Genomic DNA, 16,292 nt, shown 5'->3' with positions numbered 1-16,292 from the left:
TTAAACTAGTAAACAAATAATGAACATCCCTATAAGGTTTCTTTTACTCTTTTGTGTGTTGATTTGCAAGAGCTGTCTGCTTTCGGCTGTTAATGGACATGACTTGAATATTGTGATTCTTGGAGATTCAAACACCTCTATTGGTGGAGATGATTGTACGAACCCTAAAGGTTGGTCAAAATGGTTTGCAGATAAAATTTCTCCCAAGACATGTAAAAGCTATGCAAGAAGTGGTGCTACTTGGACGAATACTGTCAGAACCCGCTATGACATAGTAGAAAACACACAAGTCCTTTCAGACAACAATGTGATATTCAATCAGATGAACAGATTGATAACTGCTTGTGATAACCAACAGCAGCCTTCGCCAGACCTGATACTGATTGCTGCAGGTACAAACGACGCATGGTTTAACAGTAAGCGTCCTGGGATATTTTCGAAAACAGTAGAACAGGCATTCGGTACACCTAATACATTTAATGCACCTCAGAAAGTTTCTTCTGTAGTGTCTTTAGCAGGTTCTGTCAAATTGATTTGTGAGAAACTGATGTCCCGATTTCCTGATGCCCAAATAGTGCTCCTTTCACCTATGCAGACTACGAAAGCATCCTATGATATTATCAATAAAGTTGGAAATATTCTTGAAGAATGTGCCCATCGTATGTCAATTCCTATAATTAGGCAGGATTATATTACAGGTGTGTATTCTTCCAGAGAGACGAATGGCTATTTTTTGACAGTTGATGGCACTCATACATCAGAGAGAGGTGCTCGGCGAAACGGATATCTCATTGCCAATCAGATTACTTCCTTGTTGTGCTATTAATTTACTTGTTTTAGTTTTCACGAAATCTTTTTCAAACATAATAATCTCAGCAAATGATATTTTCTGATCTCTTTTTTCTCTTCGCTTTCCTTCCGGCTTTCTTTCTATGTTATCTATTGGCAGCGGTCGGTGATAAGGAACTGTTTTCAAGTAGAGTTCCTGCTTTAGACCCGTCACAAATGGCATGTAGAAATGTTCTCAAGAATGCTGTTCTTGTTGTTTTCTCGTTGATTTTCTATGCATGGGGTGAACCAGTCTATGTGTTCCTTATGCTTTTCAGTTCTTTGATAAATTATATATCAGGTCTAAATATAGCTGGCAGGATGCAGTCAAGACGAAAGACTGCACTCGTTGTGGGTATAAGCTTAAACCTTTTGGTGCTCGGCATATTCAAGTATCTTGGTTTCTTTGCGGGAATACTTTCTGATTTGGGGATGAATATCAAGGTCCCCAATATAGCTTTGCCTATAGGTATCAGTTTTTACACCTTCCAGTCTATTTCGTATCTTGTAGATGTTTACAGGAACGAATCTCCTGTTCAGCGTCGTTATCCAGACCTGTTGCTTTATATATCAATGTTTCCACAACTTGTTGCCGGGCCAATTGTGCGTTATGGTACAGTGGCAAATGAGATAGCCAATCGTCGTGTCAATAGCAGGGACATTGCAGATGGCTCATACCGCTTCCTTATCGGTCTTGGGAAAAAGGTAATCTTGGCAAATCAGCTTTCTGAGATTTCTGACCAATTCCTTGTCAACGGTCTGAATGATTTAACCACGACAGGAGCTTGGTTGGGTATCGTAGCGTTTACATTCCAGATATATTTTGACTTCTCTGGTTATTCTGATATGGCTATCGGACTCGGCAGAATGTTGGGTTTCCATTTCAATGAGAACTTCAACCATCCTTATTGTTGTGATACTATAACTGATTTTTGGCGTCGATGGCATATTTCGCTAGGTAGCTTTTTCAGAGATTATGTATACATTCCAATGGGAGGAAACCGTAAACATCAGGCCGTCAACATCCTTGTCGTATGGTTCCTTACAGGAATGTGGCATGGTGCGAGTTGGAACTTCATCATTTGGGGTGTATATTTCGGCATAATAGTGATGACGGAGAAATACACTCTGCTGAAAGTTAAGGACAACATACCATCTCCCTTGCTCCATTTATATAGCCTGTTGCTTGTAGTGATAGGATGGGGAATATTCTATTTTGATGATTTCGGCAGAATGCTCGTCTTCTTCAAGAGTTTCTTTGGAGGAGGCAAAACGTTTGATAGCTTTGTCACTCACAGCGCTTTTCTCGACCATTTCTGGATATGGGTAGCAGCTATAGTGTTCTCAATGCCGTTGCGCAAGATCGTCTCCTCTTTTGTGCTTCATAGACAAGAAGAATCATCGGTTCCCTCTGTTTACAATGCCATGTCGCTCATTGTAAAGACGGTATTCTCCGTTGTTATGCTTGTTGTATGTGCTGCACTACTCGTTGGTGCAACTAACAATGCCTTTATTTACACTCGTTTTTAATGATGAAATGATATATCAAATGAAAAGAATAAGACTAATCTTGCTTCTGTCTTTTGCTGCATGTTCAATAATGCCAGTGTTTTCACAAATTCAAAAGCAAGAATCCCAATATTCCAATGCGGATACAATTAATGATGACTCCAAATATGAAGTACGCAGAGCGCGTGCCGGCATAATTGTAATCGACAACGGAGCCGAAACTCGTGCTTTCGAACCCTTTGGCGGAACACAAGTTGGAGCAATGTCATACGCAGAGATGGTAAACAGTTATAAGCAGGCATTTGGTGATAGCGTTGCGGTTTATTGTATGACAATTCCCAATGCAGTAGCTTACTATTGTCCTGAAGAACAGCGCTCATGGACAAATAATGAGAAGTCCGTTCTTGATAAGCTCTATGCAAGCCTCGATAATACAATAATACCGGTGAAAATCTACGATGAGTTGGAATCTCACAAAAGTGAGCCTATTTATTCCCGTACAGACCATCATTGGGCTCCATTAGGTGCATATTATGCATCGCGTTGTTTTGCAAATGCTGCAGGTGTGAATTTCAGACCCCTTTCATCCTATGATGCCAAGACGGTGCACAACTACGTAGGAAGTATGTACACCTTCTCTAAAGATATTGCCGTTAAGAATGCACCAGAAGATTTCGTCTATTATATGCCTCAGGGAATAGACTACAAGAGTTGGTTTATCAATTATACGTTGAGTAAAGGCAAGACGGTAGGTGAAAGTGCTCCTATTGAACGAAACTTCTTCATACATTATAAAGACGGTAGTGCCAGCGCATATTGTACCTTTATGGGAGGAGATACCCGTACTGTCAAGGTAGTGACAGGAAACAAGAATGGAAGACGGCTTATGATATTGAAGGACAGTTATGGAAATGCACTTCCTGCATATCTATTCTATGGCTTTGAAGAAGTGCATGTGGTAGATTTTCGTTATTTCCCTCACAGTATACGTAAATATGTTGCTGACAATTCAATAACAGATGTCTTATTTGCCAATAACTTGATACACGCTTGTTCGCCATCTACGACAAGGAAATATCTCAATATGCTGGCCCGATGAATGGAGGCTGGCTGTCGCTATTTAAGTAGGGTGACTTGCTTGAAAATGATTTGTAAGACAATTTGCTTATACTATAACAATATCAATTACATATATGACTAACGAGAGTTCAAAGAAATATTCAGCAGTATACATCGTTTTAATGAGCATTGCTTTCTTCTCAATAGCATTGGTCTTTAATTTCTTTCCTCGCAGTAAAGTGTCGGAATTGGAAAAAAGAGAACTTGCCGCTTTTCCAAAGTATACGGAAGACGCCTTGTTGAGTGGTGAGTTTACCAAGAAAGTCTCATCATGGTATAGCGACAGTGAACCATACCGTGATGTGTTGATGCAACTCAGTATGACGATAAAAGACATTATAGGTATGGCCCCGACAGAAAACAATGTCAGGTTTCATGCTGCAAAAACAACTGTGCCGGCAGATGACGAATACGATGATGCGTCGGATAGAAATGTTGGAGCATATAAGAATGAAATAACTGCTGACGATAATGCCAAGATTGCCAATGCCGGTATAATTGTAGTAGGAAAAGGTGATAAAGTCAGGGCGTTGATGGCCTTTGGCGGTAGCTCAAGAGGAGGTGGCCAATATTCTGAGGCTGCAAACAAATACAAAGAGGTTTTCGGTGATAAGGTACATGTTTATTGTATGGTGATACCTACAGCCGCGGAGTTCTATTGTCCAGACAATGCCCTTTCATGTACTCGTCCTCAGCGTCCGACCATTAACCATATATATTCTCAGCTTAGTCCGAAAGTGAAGGCCGTTGATATATATACTCCACTTGGCCAACATGCAAAAGAAGACATATATTTGCGTACTGACCATCATTGGGCACCTCTTGGAGCCTATTACGCCGCTCAGAAATTCGCTCAGGTCGCTGGCGTACCTTTCAAGCCCCTCTCAAGTTATGAGCGTAAGGTCGTGCATGGATATGTAGGTAGCATGTATGGCTATTCAAACGACATATCTGTCAAGAATGCCCCAGAGAATTTCGTCTACTATGTGCCGAAGAATGTAAAGTATACCACTACATATATAGATTATACAGTGGATAAGAATTATCATGTTACTTCAGTAAGTAAACCTTACAAGAGCATATTCTTTTACCATTATAAAGATGGAAGCGGTGGAGCATACTGTACCTTTATGGGTAGTGACATGAGGATCACTCAGGTCAGGACGGGAATGAAGAACCATCGGCGCCTGATGATTCTGAAGGACAGTTTCGGCAATGCCATTCCTGGTTATCTCTTTTACAGTTTCGAAGAGATACATGTTGTAGACTATCGCTATTTCGGTCGTAATATGAAGAAATATGTGGAGGAGAACAAAATAACGGATATTTTGTTTGCCAATAATATCTTCAATGCTTATTCTCCTAAGATATACAAGCGTTATCTCAATTTTTTGACGCAAGGTGACAATGTTCTGGTTGCTCCTGCGACTAAAAGTAAGGCCGCAGTCAATGCAAAAGAAAAAACAACAGAAAATGATGCTCATGACAAAATGCCTAATGAAAAGCGACACAAGGAAACTGTTCCTGTTTCAGAAGGTGAGCCTAAAGTAGAGACCAAGTCTTCACATCAGGCAACGCCCAATGAAAAGGGGGATAAAGAATGAAAAACAAACAGGACATGAAAAGGGTGAATATGACCTTTTGCATGTCCTGTTTGTTTTTGATGTACTTTTGTGCAGACTTTCTGGTAATCATTACATACTCCCGTCTGCAGAATTAACAATTATGCCTTGTTGGCTTTCAGCAAGTCTCTGATTTCAGTCAGAAGCAGCTCTTCCTTCGTCGGAGTTGTAGCTGCGACCGTTTCCTCCTTCTTCTCTTCCTCTTTTTTCTTTCTTGCCATCTTGTTTATTCCCTTGATGAGCATAAATACGCAGAGGGCGATGATGATGAAGTCGAAAGTCGTCTGAAGAAAATTGCCATAGTTGATAGTGGCAGGCTGTAATTTCTCAATTCCAACGTCAACCGATGGCAGTGTTACTTTCAGATCTCTGAAATTGACACCTCCGATAAGCCATCCGATGGGCGGCATGATGATGTCGTTCACTATAGAAGATATGATTTTTCCGAAAGCGCCACCGATAATCACACCGACTGCCATGTCAACGGCATTTCCTTTTACCGCAAACTCCTTAAATTCATTTATAAATTTGCCCATAGATTATTTTTATATAATTTAATAATTAAAGTTGATGCAAATATAGATATTTTTTGTAACTTTGCCGCCGTTAAAGAGGGAAAAGTTTAAAGTGGATGCTAATCTTCTCTTTTATATAATAGTAGAATTCAGGTATAACTGATTAGGCATGTAATTTAAAAGAAATATTTTATTATTTTCAACTTAAAATAAACATTACAATGATTAAGATTGGTATTAACGGTTTTGGTCGTATCGGCCGTTTCGTTTTCCGCTCAACATGTGAGGCTGAGAACGCAAAAGAAGTTCAGGTTGTAGCTATCAACGATCTTTGCCCTGTAGATTACATGGCATATATGTTGAAGTATGATACAATGCACGGACGTTTCAACGGTACAGTTGAGGCAGATGTTGAGAAGAACGAGTTGATCGTTAACGGAAACCACATCCGCGTTACTGCTGAGCGTGATCCTGAGAACTTGAAGTGGGACGAGGTAGGTGCAGAGTATGTAGTAGAGTCTACAGGTCTCTTCCTCGCTTATGATAAGGCTGAGAAGCACTTGAAGGCAGGTGCTAAGTACGTAGTGCTTTCTGCTCCTTCAAAGGCTGACGCTAACGGAAATCAGGCAGACATGTTCGTTTGCGGTGTAAACACAGACAAATACAACGGACAGAAGATCGTTTCTAACGCTTCTTGTACAACTAACTGCTTGGCTCCTATCGCTAAGGTGCTGAATGACAACTTCGGTATCGAGAACGGTTTGATGACTACTGTTCACTCTACAACAGCTACACAGAAGACTGTTGACGGACCTTCTATGAAGGACTGGAGAGGTGGTCGTGCCGCTGCTGGCAACATCATCCCTTCTACAACAGGTGCAGCTAAGGCTGTAGGTAAGGTTATCCCTGAGCTGAACGGCAAGCTGACAGGTATCTCTATGCGTGTACCTACATTGGACGTATCTGTAGTTGACCTGACTGTAAACCTCGCAAAGCCTGCTACTAAGGAGGCTATCTGCGCTGCTATGAAGGCTGCTTCAGAGGGCGAGTTGAAGGGTGTACTCGGATACACAGAGGATGCTGTTGTTTCTTCTGACTTCCTTGGCTGCCCATTGACTTCTATCTTCGACGCTAACGCAGGTGTATACCTCACAGACAACTTCGTAAAGGTTGTTTCTTGGTATGACAACGAGATCGGTTACTCTCACAAGGTTGTTGACCTGATCAAGATCATGAAGAAGCACAATGGTTAATTCATTGGCGTTTTTTCCGCAATTATAAAAAAAAGACCGTTCGGCATTGCCGTGCGGTCTTTTTTTATTAATTTTGTAAACCAATATTGTATTTCAAACTTAAACGTAACTTGATATAGCCGAAATGATACCGATGATAACAATTCTTGGCCCTACGGCAAGTGGCAAGACAGATATTGCCACACATCTTGCAGCCGAACTGTCTGCAGAGATAATTTCTGCTGACAGTCGTCAGGTGTACAGGCGAATGGATATTGGTACAGGAAAAGACCTTGCGGACTATGTCGTTGATGGTAAGCGTGTGCCTTACCATCTGATAGATATTGTTGAGCCAGGCACCAAGTATAACCTATTTGAGTATCAGAGGGACTTTCTTGAGGCGTATAATGATATAAGGAGTCGTGGCAAGAATGTAATTTTGTGTGGTGGAACCGGTTTGTATATAGAGTCGGTGCTCAAGGGGTACAGACTTATTCCAGTGCCGGAAAATAAAGAGCTGAGGCATAAACTTGAGGGAAAATCCCTTCTCGAATTGACGTCAATTCTCGAACGTCTAAAGGCTGAAAACAACTCCAATATGCACAATTCTACGGATGTCGATACTTCTAAACGTGCAATACGTGCCATAGAAATTGAGATGGCGTACAAAGAGGCGCATATTGAAGAAAGGACATTTCCGAAGATAGACAATGTTATTATCGGTGTAGGCATAGACAGGGATTTGCGTCGCATGAAAATCACGCGGAGACTTGACCAACGCCTTCAGGACGGAATGGTTGACGAAGTGAAATCCCTGCTTGATTCTGGCATACCGGCCGACGACCTCATATATTATGGACTTGAGTATAAGTTCGTGACAGAATATATATTAGGGAAATCGACGTTTGAAGAGATGCACCGTTCATTAGAGATTGCAATACATCAATTCGCCAAACGGCAGATGACATGGTTTCGTGGTATGGAGCGTCGTGGTTTTACTATCCATTGGATAGATGCAGCTGATAGTATGGAAGAGAAAATTAACGAAATAAAGAAGGTATTATGAAAGAGCAAACTCGTTGGGGAATACTTTATTGCCCTAAGCACAGTGTCACAAGTCCGATGCGACGCTGGAAGAAAATAGAGAAGATACTCAATGCGTATCAAATCGACTATGATTTCGTTCAGAGTGAGAGTAGCGACAGTGTGGTTCGGCTAATCTCGATGTTTATCAGCAATGGCTATAAGACTATAGTTGTTGTCGGTGGAGATTCTGCGCTTAATGATGCCGTGAATTGTCTGATGAGTACCGACAAGGCTACTCGTGAATCAATAGCTCTTGGAGTTATTCCAAATGGAATGATGAATGAGTTTGCCCGTTATTGGGGGTTCAAGGAGAGTGAGCCTGAGCAGACCATAAAATGGTTGCAAGAAAGGAGGATAAGGAAGGTAGACCTCGGTTGTATCCGATATACAAACAAGAAGAACGAAAAGTGTCATCGTTATTTCCTTAATTGTGTTAATATAGGACTGTTGTCTGCAATAATGAATCTCAGAAACCAGACTCGTCGTCTTCTTGGTTCGCGTACTTTGTCATACCTGTTCTCTATGGCTTTGATGGTGTTCCAGCGTCTGGAATACAAGATGCATCTGAAAATAAACAATGATGTTGTCAAGCGTAAGGTGATGACTGTATGTGTTGGCAACGCTGAGGGTTATGGCCAGACGCCCAATGCTGTGCCGTATAATGGGTTGCTTGATGTCTCGGTGGTTTACCATCCAGAGATGATGCAGTTGATAGAAGGCTTTTATCTTTTGTTTACAGGTAAGTTTCTCAACCACAAGAGCGTACACCCTTATCGTACTCGTCGTGTTGATGTTCTTGATGCTTCTCATGCTATGGTATCCGTAGACGGCAGACTGCTCAAGACACCAGTCGGTGAGTATAGTATAGAGGTGGAGCAGGAAGTCATCAATTTCCTTATTCCTGAGTAATTACTATTATATGTTGTCTCTCATTATGGCAGATATCCGTCAAATACGACATTGTGGACTAATGACCGTTAATGGGTAAATAGTGTAGGGCGTAGTAGTGTTGTATTTATCCGTTTTCGGATATCTTTTTCAGCTCGTTCTCGTTGATGATTTTTATTTTCCTTCCGTCTATCGCTATGATTTTTTCAGCAGCGAAGGCGGAAAGGGTTCTTATGGCATTGCTCGTTGTCATGTTAGACATGCTGGCGAGCTCCTCTCTGCTGAGGTATATGCTCATTGTATATCCGTCGGCTTCAATCCCATATCTGTCTTTAAGTATAATTAGCGTTTCTGCCAGTCTGCCGCGGATATGCTTCTGTGTGAGGTTTATTGTCCTGCAATCAGCTTTTCCCAGTTCTATTGCCAGTTGTTTGATTAGTTGCATACATACATTGTTGTTTTGGTGCATCAGCTTGACAACCAGCTTCATAGGCATCGAAGCAACAATCGAATGTTCAAATGCAATTGCCGACGTGAGATAGTCGTCTTCTGCAAAATATGCTCTGAAGCTGAATATCTCTGACTGGCGTATTGTACGCAAAATCTGGTCGCGTCCCATTGCGCCGCTTTTGCATATCTTTACCTTTCCTGTGATGAGCCATTTGATGCTTTCAGGTATTTCCAGTTCTTTGTATATATAGTCGTTCTTGTTGTACTCCTCAACCGTTATATTCTCTGAAATTATCTTTTTCTCGTTGTCTGTCAGTGGTTCCCACAGGCTAAAAATGATGTCTTCAATCTTTTCTGTGCTAATTTCTTTGACTTTTACCATTTACCAAAACCTATTGTGCTGTTTGAGTTGTTTTGTCCTTAGACTCTTTTCAATTTGCAAAAATACTGCTTTTTTCTTAAATGTTTAAACTTTACACTCAATTTTTATGTTATATAACATCTATTCCGGATTTATTCCGAAAAAATGAACACATTATTTTGTGGAATTAATAATTATGATTATTTTTGAAGTGCCAAACGATTGTATGGTTTCTATGCTTCAAGTTTGGTATAACATAATAAATGTATTAACACCTTAATAGAATATTATGAGCTATCTTCGATTTGAAAGAAGTCTGATGACCAATTTGGAAGAGTCTCTTTCCAGAGAGCTGCTCCGCACCAACCGGTCTGGCGCGTATTCTTGTTCGACGATTGTTGACTGTAATACTCGCAAGTATCATGGGTTGTTGGTAGTGCCCGTTCCTGAATTGGATGAAGAAAATCATGTATTGCTCTCCTCGTTGGACGTTACAGTAGTTCAACATGGTGCCGAGTTCAATCTTGGCCTTCATAAGTATCGCGGAAACAACTTCAGCCCCAATGGCCACAAGTACATCCGTGAATTTAATTGTGACAGTGTGCCGACTACCATTTATCGTGTCGGGGGAGTCGTTCTGAAGAAAGAAGTCGTGTTCCAGCATTATGAGGACAGGATTCTTCTGAGATATACTTTGCTTGACGCCCATAGTTCCACAACGCTTCGCTTCCGTCCGTTTATGGCATTCAGAAGCGTCAGGGAGTTTACTCATGAGAATTCAGCGGCAAATAGGGATTACCAGCTTGTAGACAACGGAATCAAGACCCAGATGTATAAAGGTTATCCTTATCTGTATATGCAGTTCAGTAAGGGCAACGAGTTTGTCTTCCATCCTGACTGGTATAGAGGAATAGAATATCCAAAGGAACAGGAGAGGGGTTACGATTCTTATGAGGATCTTTATGTGCCTGGATATTTTGAGACAGAAATCAAGAAGGGCGAGAGTATTGTCTTTTCAGCCTCAACGTCAGAGATCAAGACTGGAGGATTGCTGAAACTCTTCCAGAATGAAGTTGACGAAAGAAATCCGAGAGACAATTTCTACCATTGTCTTGTAAATGCCGCTCACCAGTTCCATAACACCAAGAATGGTTCTGAGTGCTATCTGCTCTCCGGTTATCCTTGGTTCAAGAGCAGGGCTAGAGACACGTTCATCTCCCTCCCTGGTCTTACATTGGCAATAGACGAAGTGGGCTACTTTGAAAAGGTGATGGCTACGGCAGGGAAGGGCTATAAGGAATTCATGCGTGAGAAGCCCGTTACCGTTAGTCTCAGTGAGATAGACCAGCCCGATGTGCCATTATGGGCAATATGGTCTATTCAGCAGTATGCCAAAGTGGTAGGTGATGAGAAATGCCTTAAGAAATATGGCAAATTCATTTTTGACATTCTCCATTTCCTCTTGGAAGGCAAACATCCATATATGCGTGTAGAAGATAACGGTCTTGTATATGTTGACGGAAAGGGTAAGGTCATGACATGGATGAACTCCACTGTGAACGGCAGACTTGTCGTACCTCGCAACGGATATATAGTGGAAATCAACTCTTTGTGGTATAATGCTTTGGGCTTTGCCGCAAGACTCAACAAGATAGAAGGAGACGCTCAGTTTACGGAGACGCTTGAGGAATTGTCGGCACGATGCAAAGAGTCGTTCGTAAAAACATTCCTCAATGACTATGGCTATCTTTTCGACTATGTCGACGGCAATATGATGGATTGGAGCGTCAGACCTAATATGCTGTTTGCCATAGCTCTCGACTATTCGCCTCTCACGGCAGACCAGCGTAAAAGCATCCTTGATGTCTGTACCAGGGAATTGCTCACGCCAAAGGGCATGCGAACCCTTTCGCCAAAGAGCGGCGGCTATAATCCTATATGTGCCGGTCCGCAGATGCAGCGTGACCTGTCTTACCATCAGGGCACGGCATGGCCATGGCTTGGCGGTTTCTATATGGAAGCATGTCTCAAGATATATCGTCGCACGAGGCTCAGCTTCATCGAGCGTCAGCTGGTGGGATATGAGGACGAGATGCAGACAAACTGCCTCGGCACCCTGCCCGAGATGTTCGACGGCAACCCTCCGTTCAAGGCTCGCGGAGCCATATCCCTTGCGATGAATGTAGGAGAGACATTGCGCACTTTGAGTATATTGGAAAAATACACAGATATAATATAAGGAGGAAGACAGTATGAAAGTTTTAATGTTTGGCTGGGAGTATCCTCCTCATGTATACGGTGGTCTTGCAACTGCAAATTTCGGAATCACTCAGGGTCTTCATGCCCAGGGCGACATTGACATAACATTGTGCTTGCCAAAGCCATTTGGTGATGAGGACCATACAGCAGCGCGTATCGTGGCGATGAATTGTGTGCCTATAGCCTGGCGCAACGTAGACTACGACTATGTGAAGAGTAGAATCGGCAATGTGATGGACCCCGATTATTATTATCGTCTGCGCGATCATCTCTATGCGGATTTCAATTATATGTATGTCAACGAGCTTGGATGCATGGATTTCGCCGGCGGTTACCCGTCAAATCTCCACGATGAGATAAACAACTATTCCATAATAGCTGGAGTGGTGGCTCGCACCGAGGATTTCGACATTATCCACGCCCACGACTGGCTTACTTACCCAGCCGGCATCCATGCCAAGCGGGTTAGTGGCAAACCGCTCTGCATCCACGTGCATGCCACGGATTTTGACAGGAGCCGAGGAAATGTGAACCCTACGGTGTATTCTATTGAGAAAGACGGAATGGATAATGCCGACTGCATCATGTGTGTGTCTGAGCTGACACGCCAGACAGTGATAAACCAATACCATCAGGACCCACGCAAGTGCTTTGCCATGCACAATGCCGTTTATCCATTGCGTCAGGAGCTACAGGACATTCCTCGCCCCGACCACACCGGCAAGGAGAAGATTGTGACCTTCCTCGGTAGGCTCACAATGCAGAAGGGGCCGGAGTATTTTGTCGAGGCCGCCAATATGGTGCTGCATCGCACCCGTAATGTGCGTTTCTGCATGGCAGGCAGCGGTGACATGATGGACCAGATGATTTATCTTGCTGCCAAGAGAGGCATTGCCGACCGTTTCCACTTCCCAGGCTTCATGAGAGGCAAGGAAGTCTACGAATGTTTGAAGGATTCCGACGTTTATGTCATGCCGTCTGTCAGCGAGCCGTTCGGAATCTCGCCTTTGGAGGCTATGCAATGTGGCACGCCTACGATAATCTCCAAGCAGAGTGGTTGCGGCGAGATTCTCACAAACTGCATTAAGGTGGACTATTGGGACGTTCACGCCCTTGCTGACGCCATCTACTCCATCTGCCACAATGACGGCCTTTTCCATTATCTCCAGGAGGAGGGCAAGAAGGAAGTCGACCAGATTACATGGGAGAAGGTGGGCTTGAGGATAAGAAAACTCTACGACCAGCTGCTTTCGCGTTAGTCAATATGATAATTAACAAAAAATCTATATAAGATGAAAACAATTTGCTTATATTTTGAAATACACCAGATAGTCCATTTGAAGAGATACCGTTTCTTTGACATTGGAACAGACCATTACTATTATGACGACTATGAGAACGACAGAAGCATAGGCGAGATAGCCGAGCGTTCTTATATGCCTGCGCTCAATGCGTTCCTTGACATGATAAAAGAAAACGGCGACTATTTCAAGGTTGCCTTTTCGCTTTCCGGAGTTGGTCTCGAGCAGCTTGAGTTGCATGCCCCACAGGTGATAGCCAAGCTTCAGGAACTCAACGACACTGGCTGCGTGGAATTCCTGGCCGAGCCATATTCTCACGGACTTTCCTCTCTTGCCAACGACGAGTGTTTCATCGCCGATGTCAGGAGGCAGATGTCGAAGATGGAAGAATATTTCGGCAAGCGTCCTACCGTATTGCGCAACTCCTCGCTCATCTATAGCGACGAGATAGGCAATGTGGCAGCTTCTATGGGCTTCAAGGGAATGCTGACAGAAGGCGCCAAGCACGTTCTCGGTTGGAAGTCTCCGCATTATGTCTACAACTGTTGTCAGGCTCCTGGTCTGAAGTTGCTTCTCCGCGATATAGATCTCAGCGACGATATCAGTCTGCGCTTCAACGACAGTGACTGGGAAGGCTATCCGTTGTTTGCCGACAATTATGTCAACAGGATTGCCACACTGCCAGAAGACGAGCAGGTTATAAATATCTTCATGGAGCTTTTGGCTCTTGGCATTTCGCAGCCTTTGTCTTCAAACATCCTTGAGTTCATCAAGGCTTTGCCGAGATGTGCCCGTCAGAAGGGAATCACTTTCTCCACACCTTCTGAGGTGTGTGGCAGGATGAACAGTGTAGGCGACCTATTCGTGCCCGACACCCTGTCATGGGTCGATGAGGAGAGGGATGTGAGCTGCTGGCTCGGCAATCCTATGCAACGCGAGGCGTTCGATAAGCTCTACAGTATTGCCGACCGTGTGAGAATAGCCAACGACCCTCGCATCAATCAGGACTGGGACTATCTGCAGGCAAGCAACAACTTCAGATTTATGACCACCAAGCCGTCGAATGTAGGTCTAGACCGCGGCATCTACAATTCGCCGTTTGATGCCTTCACAAATTACATGAACATTCTTGGCGACTTCATAAACAGGGTGAACTCCCTCTACCCGGAAGAAATCGACAACGACCAGCTCGACTCTCTCCTCACCACCATCAAGAACCAGGGCGATGAGATTCAGGTTAAAGACAATGAGATAGTGCGTTTGAAAACCCGTCTGACAAAGGCTCAGGAGGATGTTGACAAGTTGAATGCCAAGCTTGACAAGTTGACTGAGAAAAAGAAGGCTGCTGCAGCTAAGACCACAACGCGCAAGACTGCAACTTCCACCCGCAAGACAGCCAAACCTGCAGCAGAGAAGGCTGACGACAAGAAGTAACGTTTGATCTATAATCGAAACAATCTGAAAGTCTGTTTAAGTCGGGCAATCTGAAAAGTCAGTTTAAGCGGGACAATTTGATGAAAAAGACAATCCGCCAATAACTATAATAATAAAAGACATGCGTTTCAGAATGCATGTCTTTTTTATTGGTACGCTCGATTCCTAATGTCACAAATGACCAATTTGGAGCTTTACTTATGTAGGTCTTTCAGGAATTCTTTCCAGCGCTTTTCATTATTTCTCGCCGTCTTTTCCTTTCTTCCATTCCGCCCATTCCTTCATCGCCTGCTGCCAGTCTGTTTGTTCTCCGGCTTCGATAGCCTGCTGCTGCTTTTCCTTTTCGTCCTTCGCCTTGTCGCGCGCCCTTTTCTCTTTCATCGCCTCAATCGTGGCTTCGTCCAGTATTCGGATCGCACCTCTTTTTATAGCCTCATTTAGTTCGTTGTCGCCGAACGCCTTGCCAGGCTCGTTGAAGTCAGAGATGTTGAATTCGAATTCCGTGCGCAGAGTGTGTCTTATCTCTTTCTGCTTCGCCCTGTTGGCAGAATTCTTCAGGTGCAGTAGCTTGCCTATTTCCTTGATTTCTTTTTCCGAGTATTTGTTTCTTCCCATGTTTGTAGTTTTGTGAAAACTTTTGATTTCGCCATTGCCGTCGATGCAGCCTTTTAGGTGCGTATCTGCGATGGAGATTCTGCAAAGTTAATAAAAAAGCCGCTTGCGACAATGAAAATATTCAAAATCCGCCCTTTATAAAATGGCAGGAGCAGAAACAAAATGTGAAATAACCGATTTTTCTTTGTGTTTCATTCCTTTTACACTACCTTTGTAGGCTGGAAGAATTATAAATGCAATTATGATAAACCAGCAATATCCCTCGAGATTGCTTGAAAAGGCAGTATCGGAATTTTCCAAGTTGCCAGGGGTGGGTCGCAAGACGGCGCTCCGTCTGGTGTTGCATCTGCTGCGTGAGGAGCCTGGTCAGACTGACTCTTTCGCCGCTGCGCTTTCGGATTTGCGCCACAACGTGAAACATTGTTCCGTGTGCCACAACATCAGCGATACCGACGTCTGCCCGATATGTGCCAATCCCCACCGCGATGAGGCTTTGGTCTGTGTGGTGGAAAACATACAGGATGTGCTCGCTATAGAAAACACGCAGCAGTACAACGGCCTGTATCATGTCCTCGGTGGCGTGATTTCTCCGATGGACGGCATCGGCCCCAACGACATAGAGATAGACTCTCTGGTTGAACGTGTGCAGGCCCACGACGAGATAGAGGAGGTGATTCTTGCGCTCAGTTCCACGATGGAAGGTGATACCACCAATTTCTACATCTCCCGCAAACTTGCCCCTCTCGGTGTGAAGGTCAGTGTCATAGCCCGTGGCATTTCCGTCGGCAACGAGTTGGAATATACTGATGAAGTTACTCTGGGCAGGTCGATTGTCAACCGCACGCCGTTCAATACCTGATCTCTGCTTGACCGGTTCTGCCCCCCCCGTCCCCGTAGGAGAAAGGTTGTATTCTGCTGCTTGTGGTGGATGTGCCGCTGATATTCAGATGTTAATGCCCAGAGTATCCGGTTCCTCCTAAACTGGGGGGATAGATGGGGCTGATGTCAGAGGCCAGGTAATGACTCCGTATAAGGTTTCTCATCAGCTGAAAAAAACTAAACAATAGTTCTTC

At 43.6% G+C, this 16,292-nt stretch carries 14 protein-coding genes; 11 read left to right on the top strand and 3 right to left on the bottom strand.

What is annotated here, in order from left to right; genetic code table 11:
* Nucleotides 1–19 precede the first annotated feature (19 nt).
* The 4 genes from ST42_RS08905 (at nt 20) to ST42_RS08890 (ending at nt 5,060) form a co-directional block, all read left to right on the top strand.
* Nucleotides 20–826, top strand: a complete 807-nt coding sequence (locus ST42_RS08905; protein WP_022315973.1) for an SGNH/GDSL hydrolase family protein — start codon at nt 20–22, stop codon at nt 824–826.
* A 53-nt stretch (nt 827–879) separates the two neighbouring features.
* A complete protein-coding gene (locus ST42_RS08900) occupies nt 880–2,358 on the top strand; it encodes an MBOAT family O-acyltransferase (protein ID WP_044073230.1) in 1,479 nt (492 codons plus the stop codon).
* 19 nt (nt 2,359–2,377) lie between these two features.
* On the top strand, nt 2,378–3,436 hold the full coding sequence (locus ST42_RS08895; protein ID WP_197068933.1) for a DHHW family protein: 1,059 nt from the start codon (nt 2,378–2,380) through the stop codon (nt 3,434–3,436).
* A gap of 94 nt (nt 3,437–3,530) precedes the next feature.
* Nucleotides 3,531–5,060, top strand: coding sequence for a DHHW family protein (locus ST42_RS08890; protein ID WP_082028623.1), 1,530 nt, complete (start codon nt 3,531–3,533; stop codon nt 5,058–5,060).
* A 119-nt stretch (nt 5,061–5,179) separates the two neighbouring features.
* On the opposite strand, the gene mscL is transcribed toward ST42_RS08890, so the two are convergent.
* Nucleotides 5,180–5,614, bottom strand: a complete 435-nt coding sequence (gene mscL / locus ST42_RS08885) for a large-conductance mechanosensitive channel protein MscL (protein WP_022315968.1) — start codon at nt 5,612–5,614, stop codon at nt 5,180–5,182.
* Nucleotides 5,615–5,814: 200 nt separating this feature from the next.
* On the opposite strand from mscL, the gene gap reads away from it, so the two are divergent.
* From gap to ST42_RS08870, 3 genes are all read left to right on the top strand, one after another.
* The gene (gene gap / locus ST42_RS08880) at nt 5,815–6,846 is read left to right on the top strand and encodes a type I glyceraldehyde-3-phosphate dehydrogenase (protein ID WP_022315967.1); all 1,032 of its coding nucleotides are present in this window, start codon (nt 5,815–5,817) and stop codon (nt 6,844–6,846) included.
* A 133-nt stretch (nt 6,847–6,979) separates the two neighbouring features.
* Entirely contained in the window at nt 6,980–7,891 is a 912-nt protein-coding gene (miaA, locus tag ST42_RS08875; RefSeq protein WP_082028629.1) for a tRNA (adenosine(37)-N6)-dimethylallyltransferase MiaA, read from the top strand.
* The gene (locus ST42_RS08870; protein ID WP_042517165.1) at nt 7,888–8,820 is read left to right on the top strand and encodes a diacylglycerol/lipid kinase family protein; all 933 of its coding nucleotides are present in this window, start codon (nt 7,888–7,890) and stop codon (nt 8,818–8,820) included. The genes miaA and ST42_RS08870 overlap by 4 nt, the downstream gene beginning before the upstream one ends.
* A 106-nt stretch (nt 8,821–8,926) precedes the next feature.
* On the opposite strand, the gene ST42_RS08865 is transcribed toward ST42_RS08870, so the two are convergent.
* Nucleotides 8,927–9,631, bottom strand: a complete 705-nt coding sequence (locus ST42_RS08865) for a Crp/Fnr family transcriptional regulator (RefSeq protein ID WP_022315964.1) — start codon at nt 9,629–9,631, stop codon at nt 8,927–8,929.
* A 268-nt stretch (nt 9,632–9,899) separates the two neighbouring features.
* Here ST42_RS08865 and ST42_RS08860 point away from each other — a divergent pair, with 268 nt between their 5' ends.
* From ST42_RS08860 to ST42_RS08850, 3 genes are read left to right on the top strand one after another with little or no spacing between them, the layout of a single operon-like run.
* Nucleotides 9,900–11,849 carry a glycogen debranching enzyme N-terminal domain-containing protein gene (locus ST42_RS08860; protein WP_044073227.1) on the top strand — a complete coding sequence of 650 codons (1,950 nt, stop codon included), beginning with the start codon at nt 9,900–9,902 and terminating at the stop codon, nt 11,847–11,849.
* A gap of 13 nt (nt 11,850–11,862) precedes the next feature.
* A complete protein-coding gene (locus ST42_RS08855; RefSeq protein WP_042517160.1) occupies nt 11,863–13,128 on the top strand; it encodes a glycosyltransferase family 4 protein in 1,266 nt (421 codons plus the stop codon).
* A gap of 33 nt (nt 13,129–13,161) precedes the next feature.
* On the top strand, nt 13,162–14,604 hold the full coding sequence (locus tag ST42_RS08850; protein WP_022315961.1) for a glycoside hydrolase family 57 protein: 1,443 nt from the start codon (nt 13,162–13,164) through the stop codon (nt 14,602–14,604).
* 237 nt (nt 14,605–14,841) lie between these two features.
* Here ST42_RS08850 and ST42_RS08845 read toward each other — a convergent pair whose 3' ends face one another.
* Nucleotides 14,842–15,219, bottom strand: coding sequence for a hypothetical protein (locus tag ST42_RS08845; protein WP_022315960.1), 378 nt, complete (start codon nt 15,217–15,219; stop codon nt 14,842–14,844).
* 241 nt (nt 15,220–15,460) lie between these two features.
* Here ST42_RS08845 and recR point away from each other — a divergent pair, with 241 nt between their 5' ends.
* Nucleotides 15,461–16,078, top strand: coding sequence for a recombination mediator RecR (gene recR / locus ST42_RS08840; RefSeq protein ID WP_022315959.1), 618 nt, complete (start codon nt 15,461–15,463; stop codon nt 16,076–16,078).
* The last annotated feature ends 214 nt before the right edge of the window (nt 16,079–16,292 follow it).

The sequence above is a fragment of the Prevotella pectinovora genome, from assembly GCF_000834015.1.
GTDB lineage: Bacteria > Bacteroidota > Bacteroidia > Bacteroidales > Bacteroidaceae > Prevotella > Prevotella pectinovora.
Note: the sequence above shows the minus strand (reverse complement) of the source record. Positions and strands in the feature narration are given on the sequence as shown.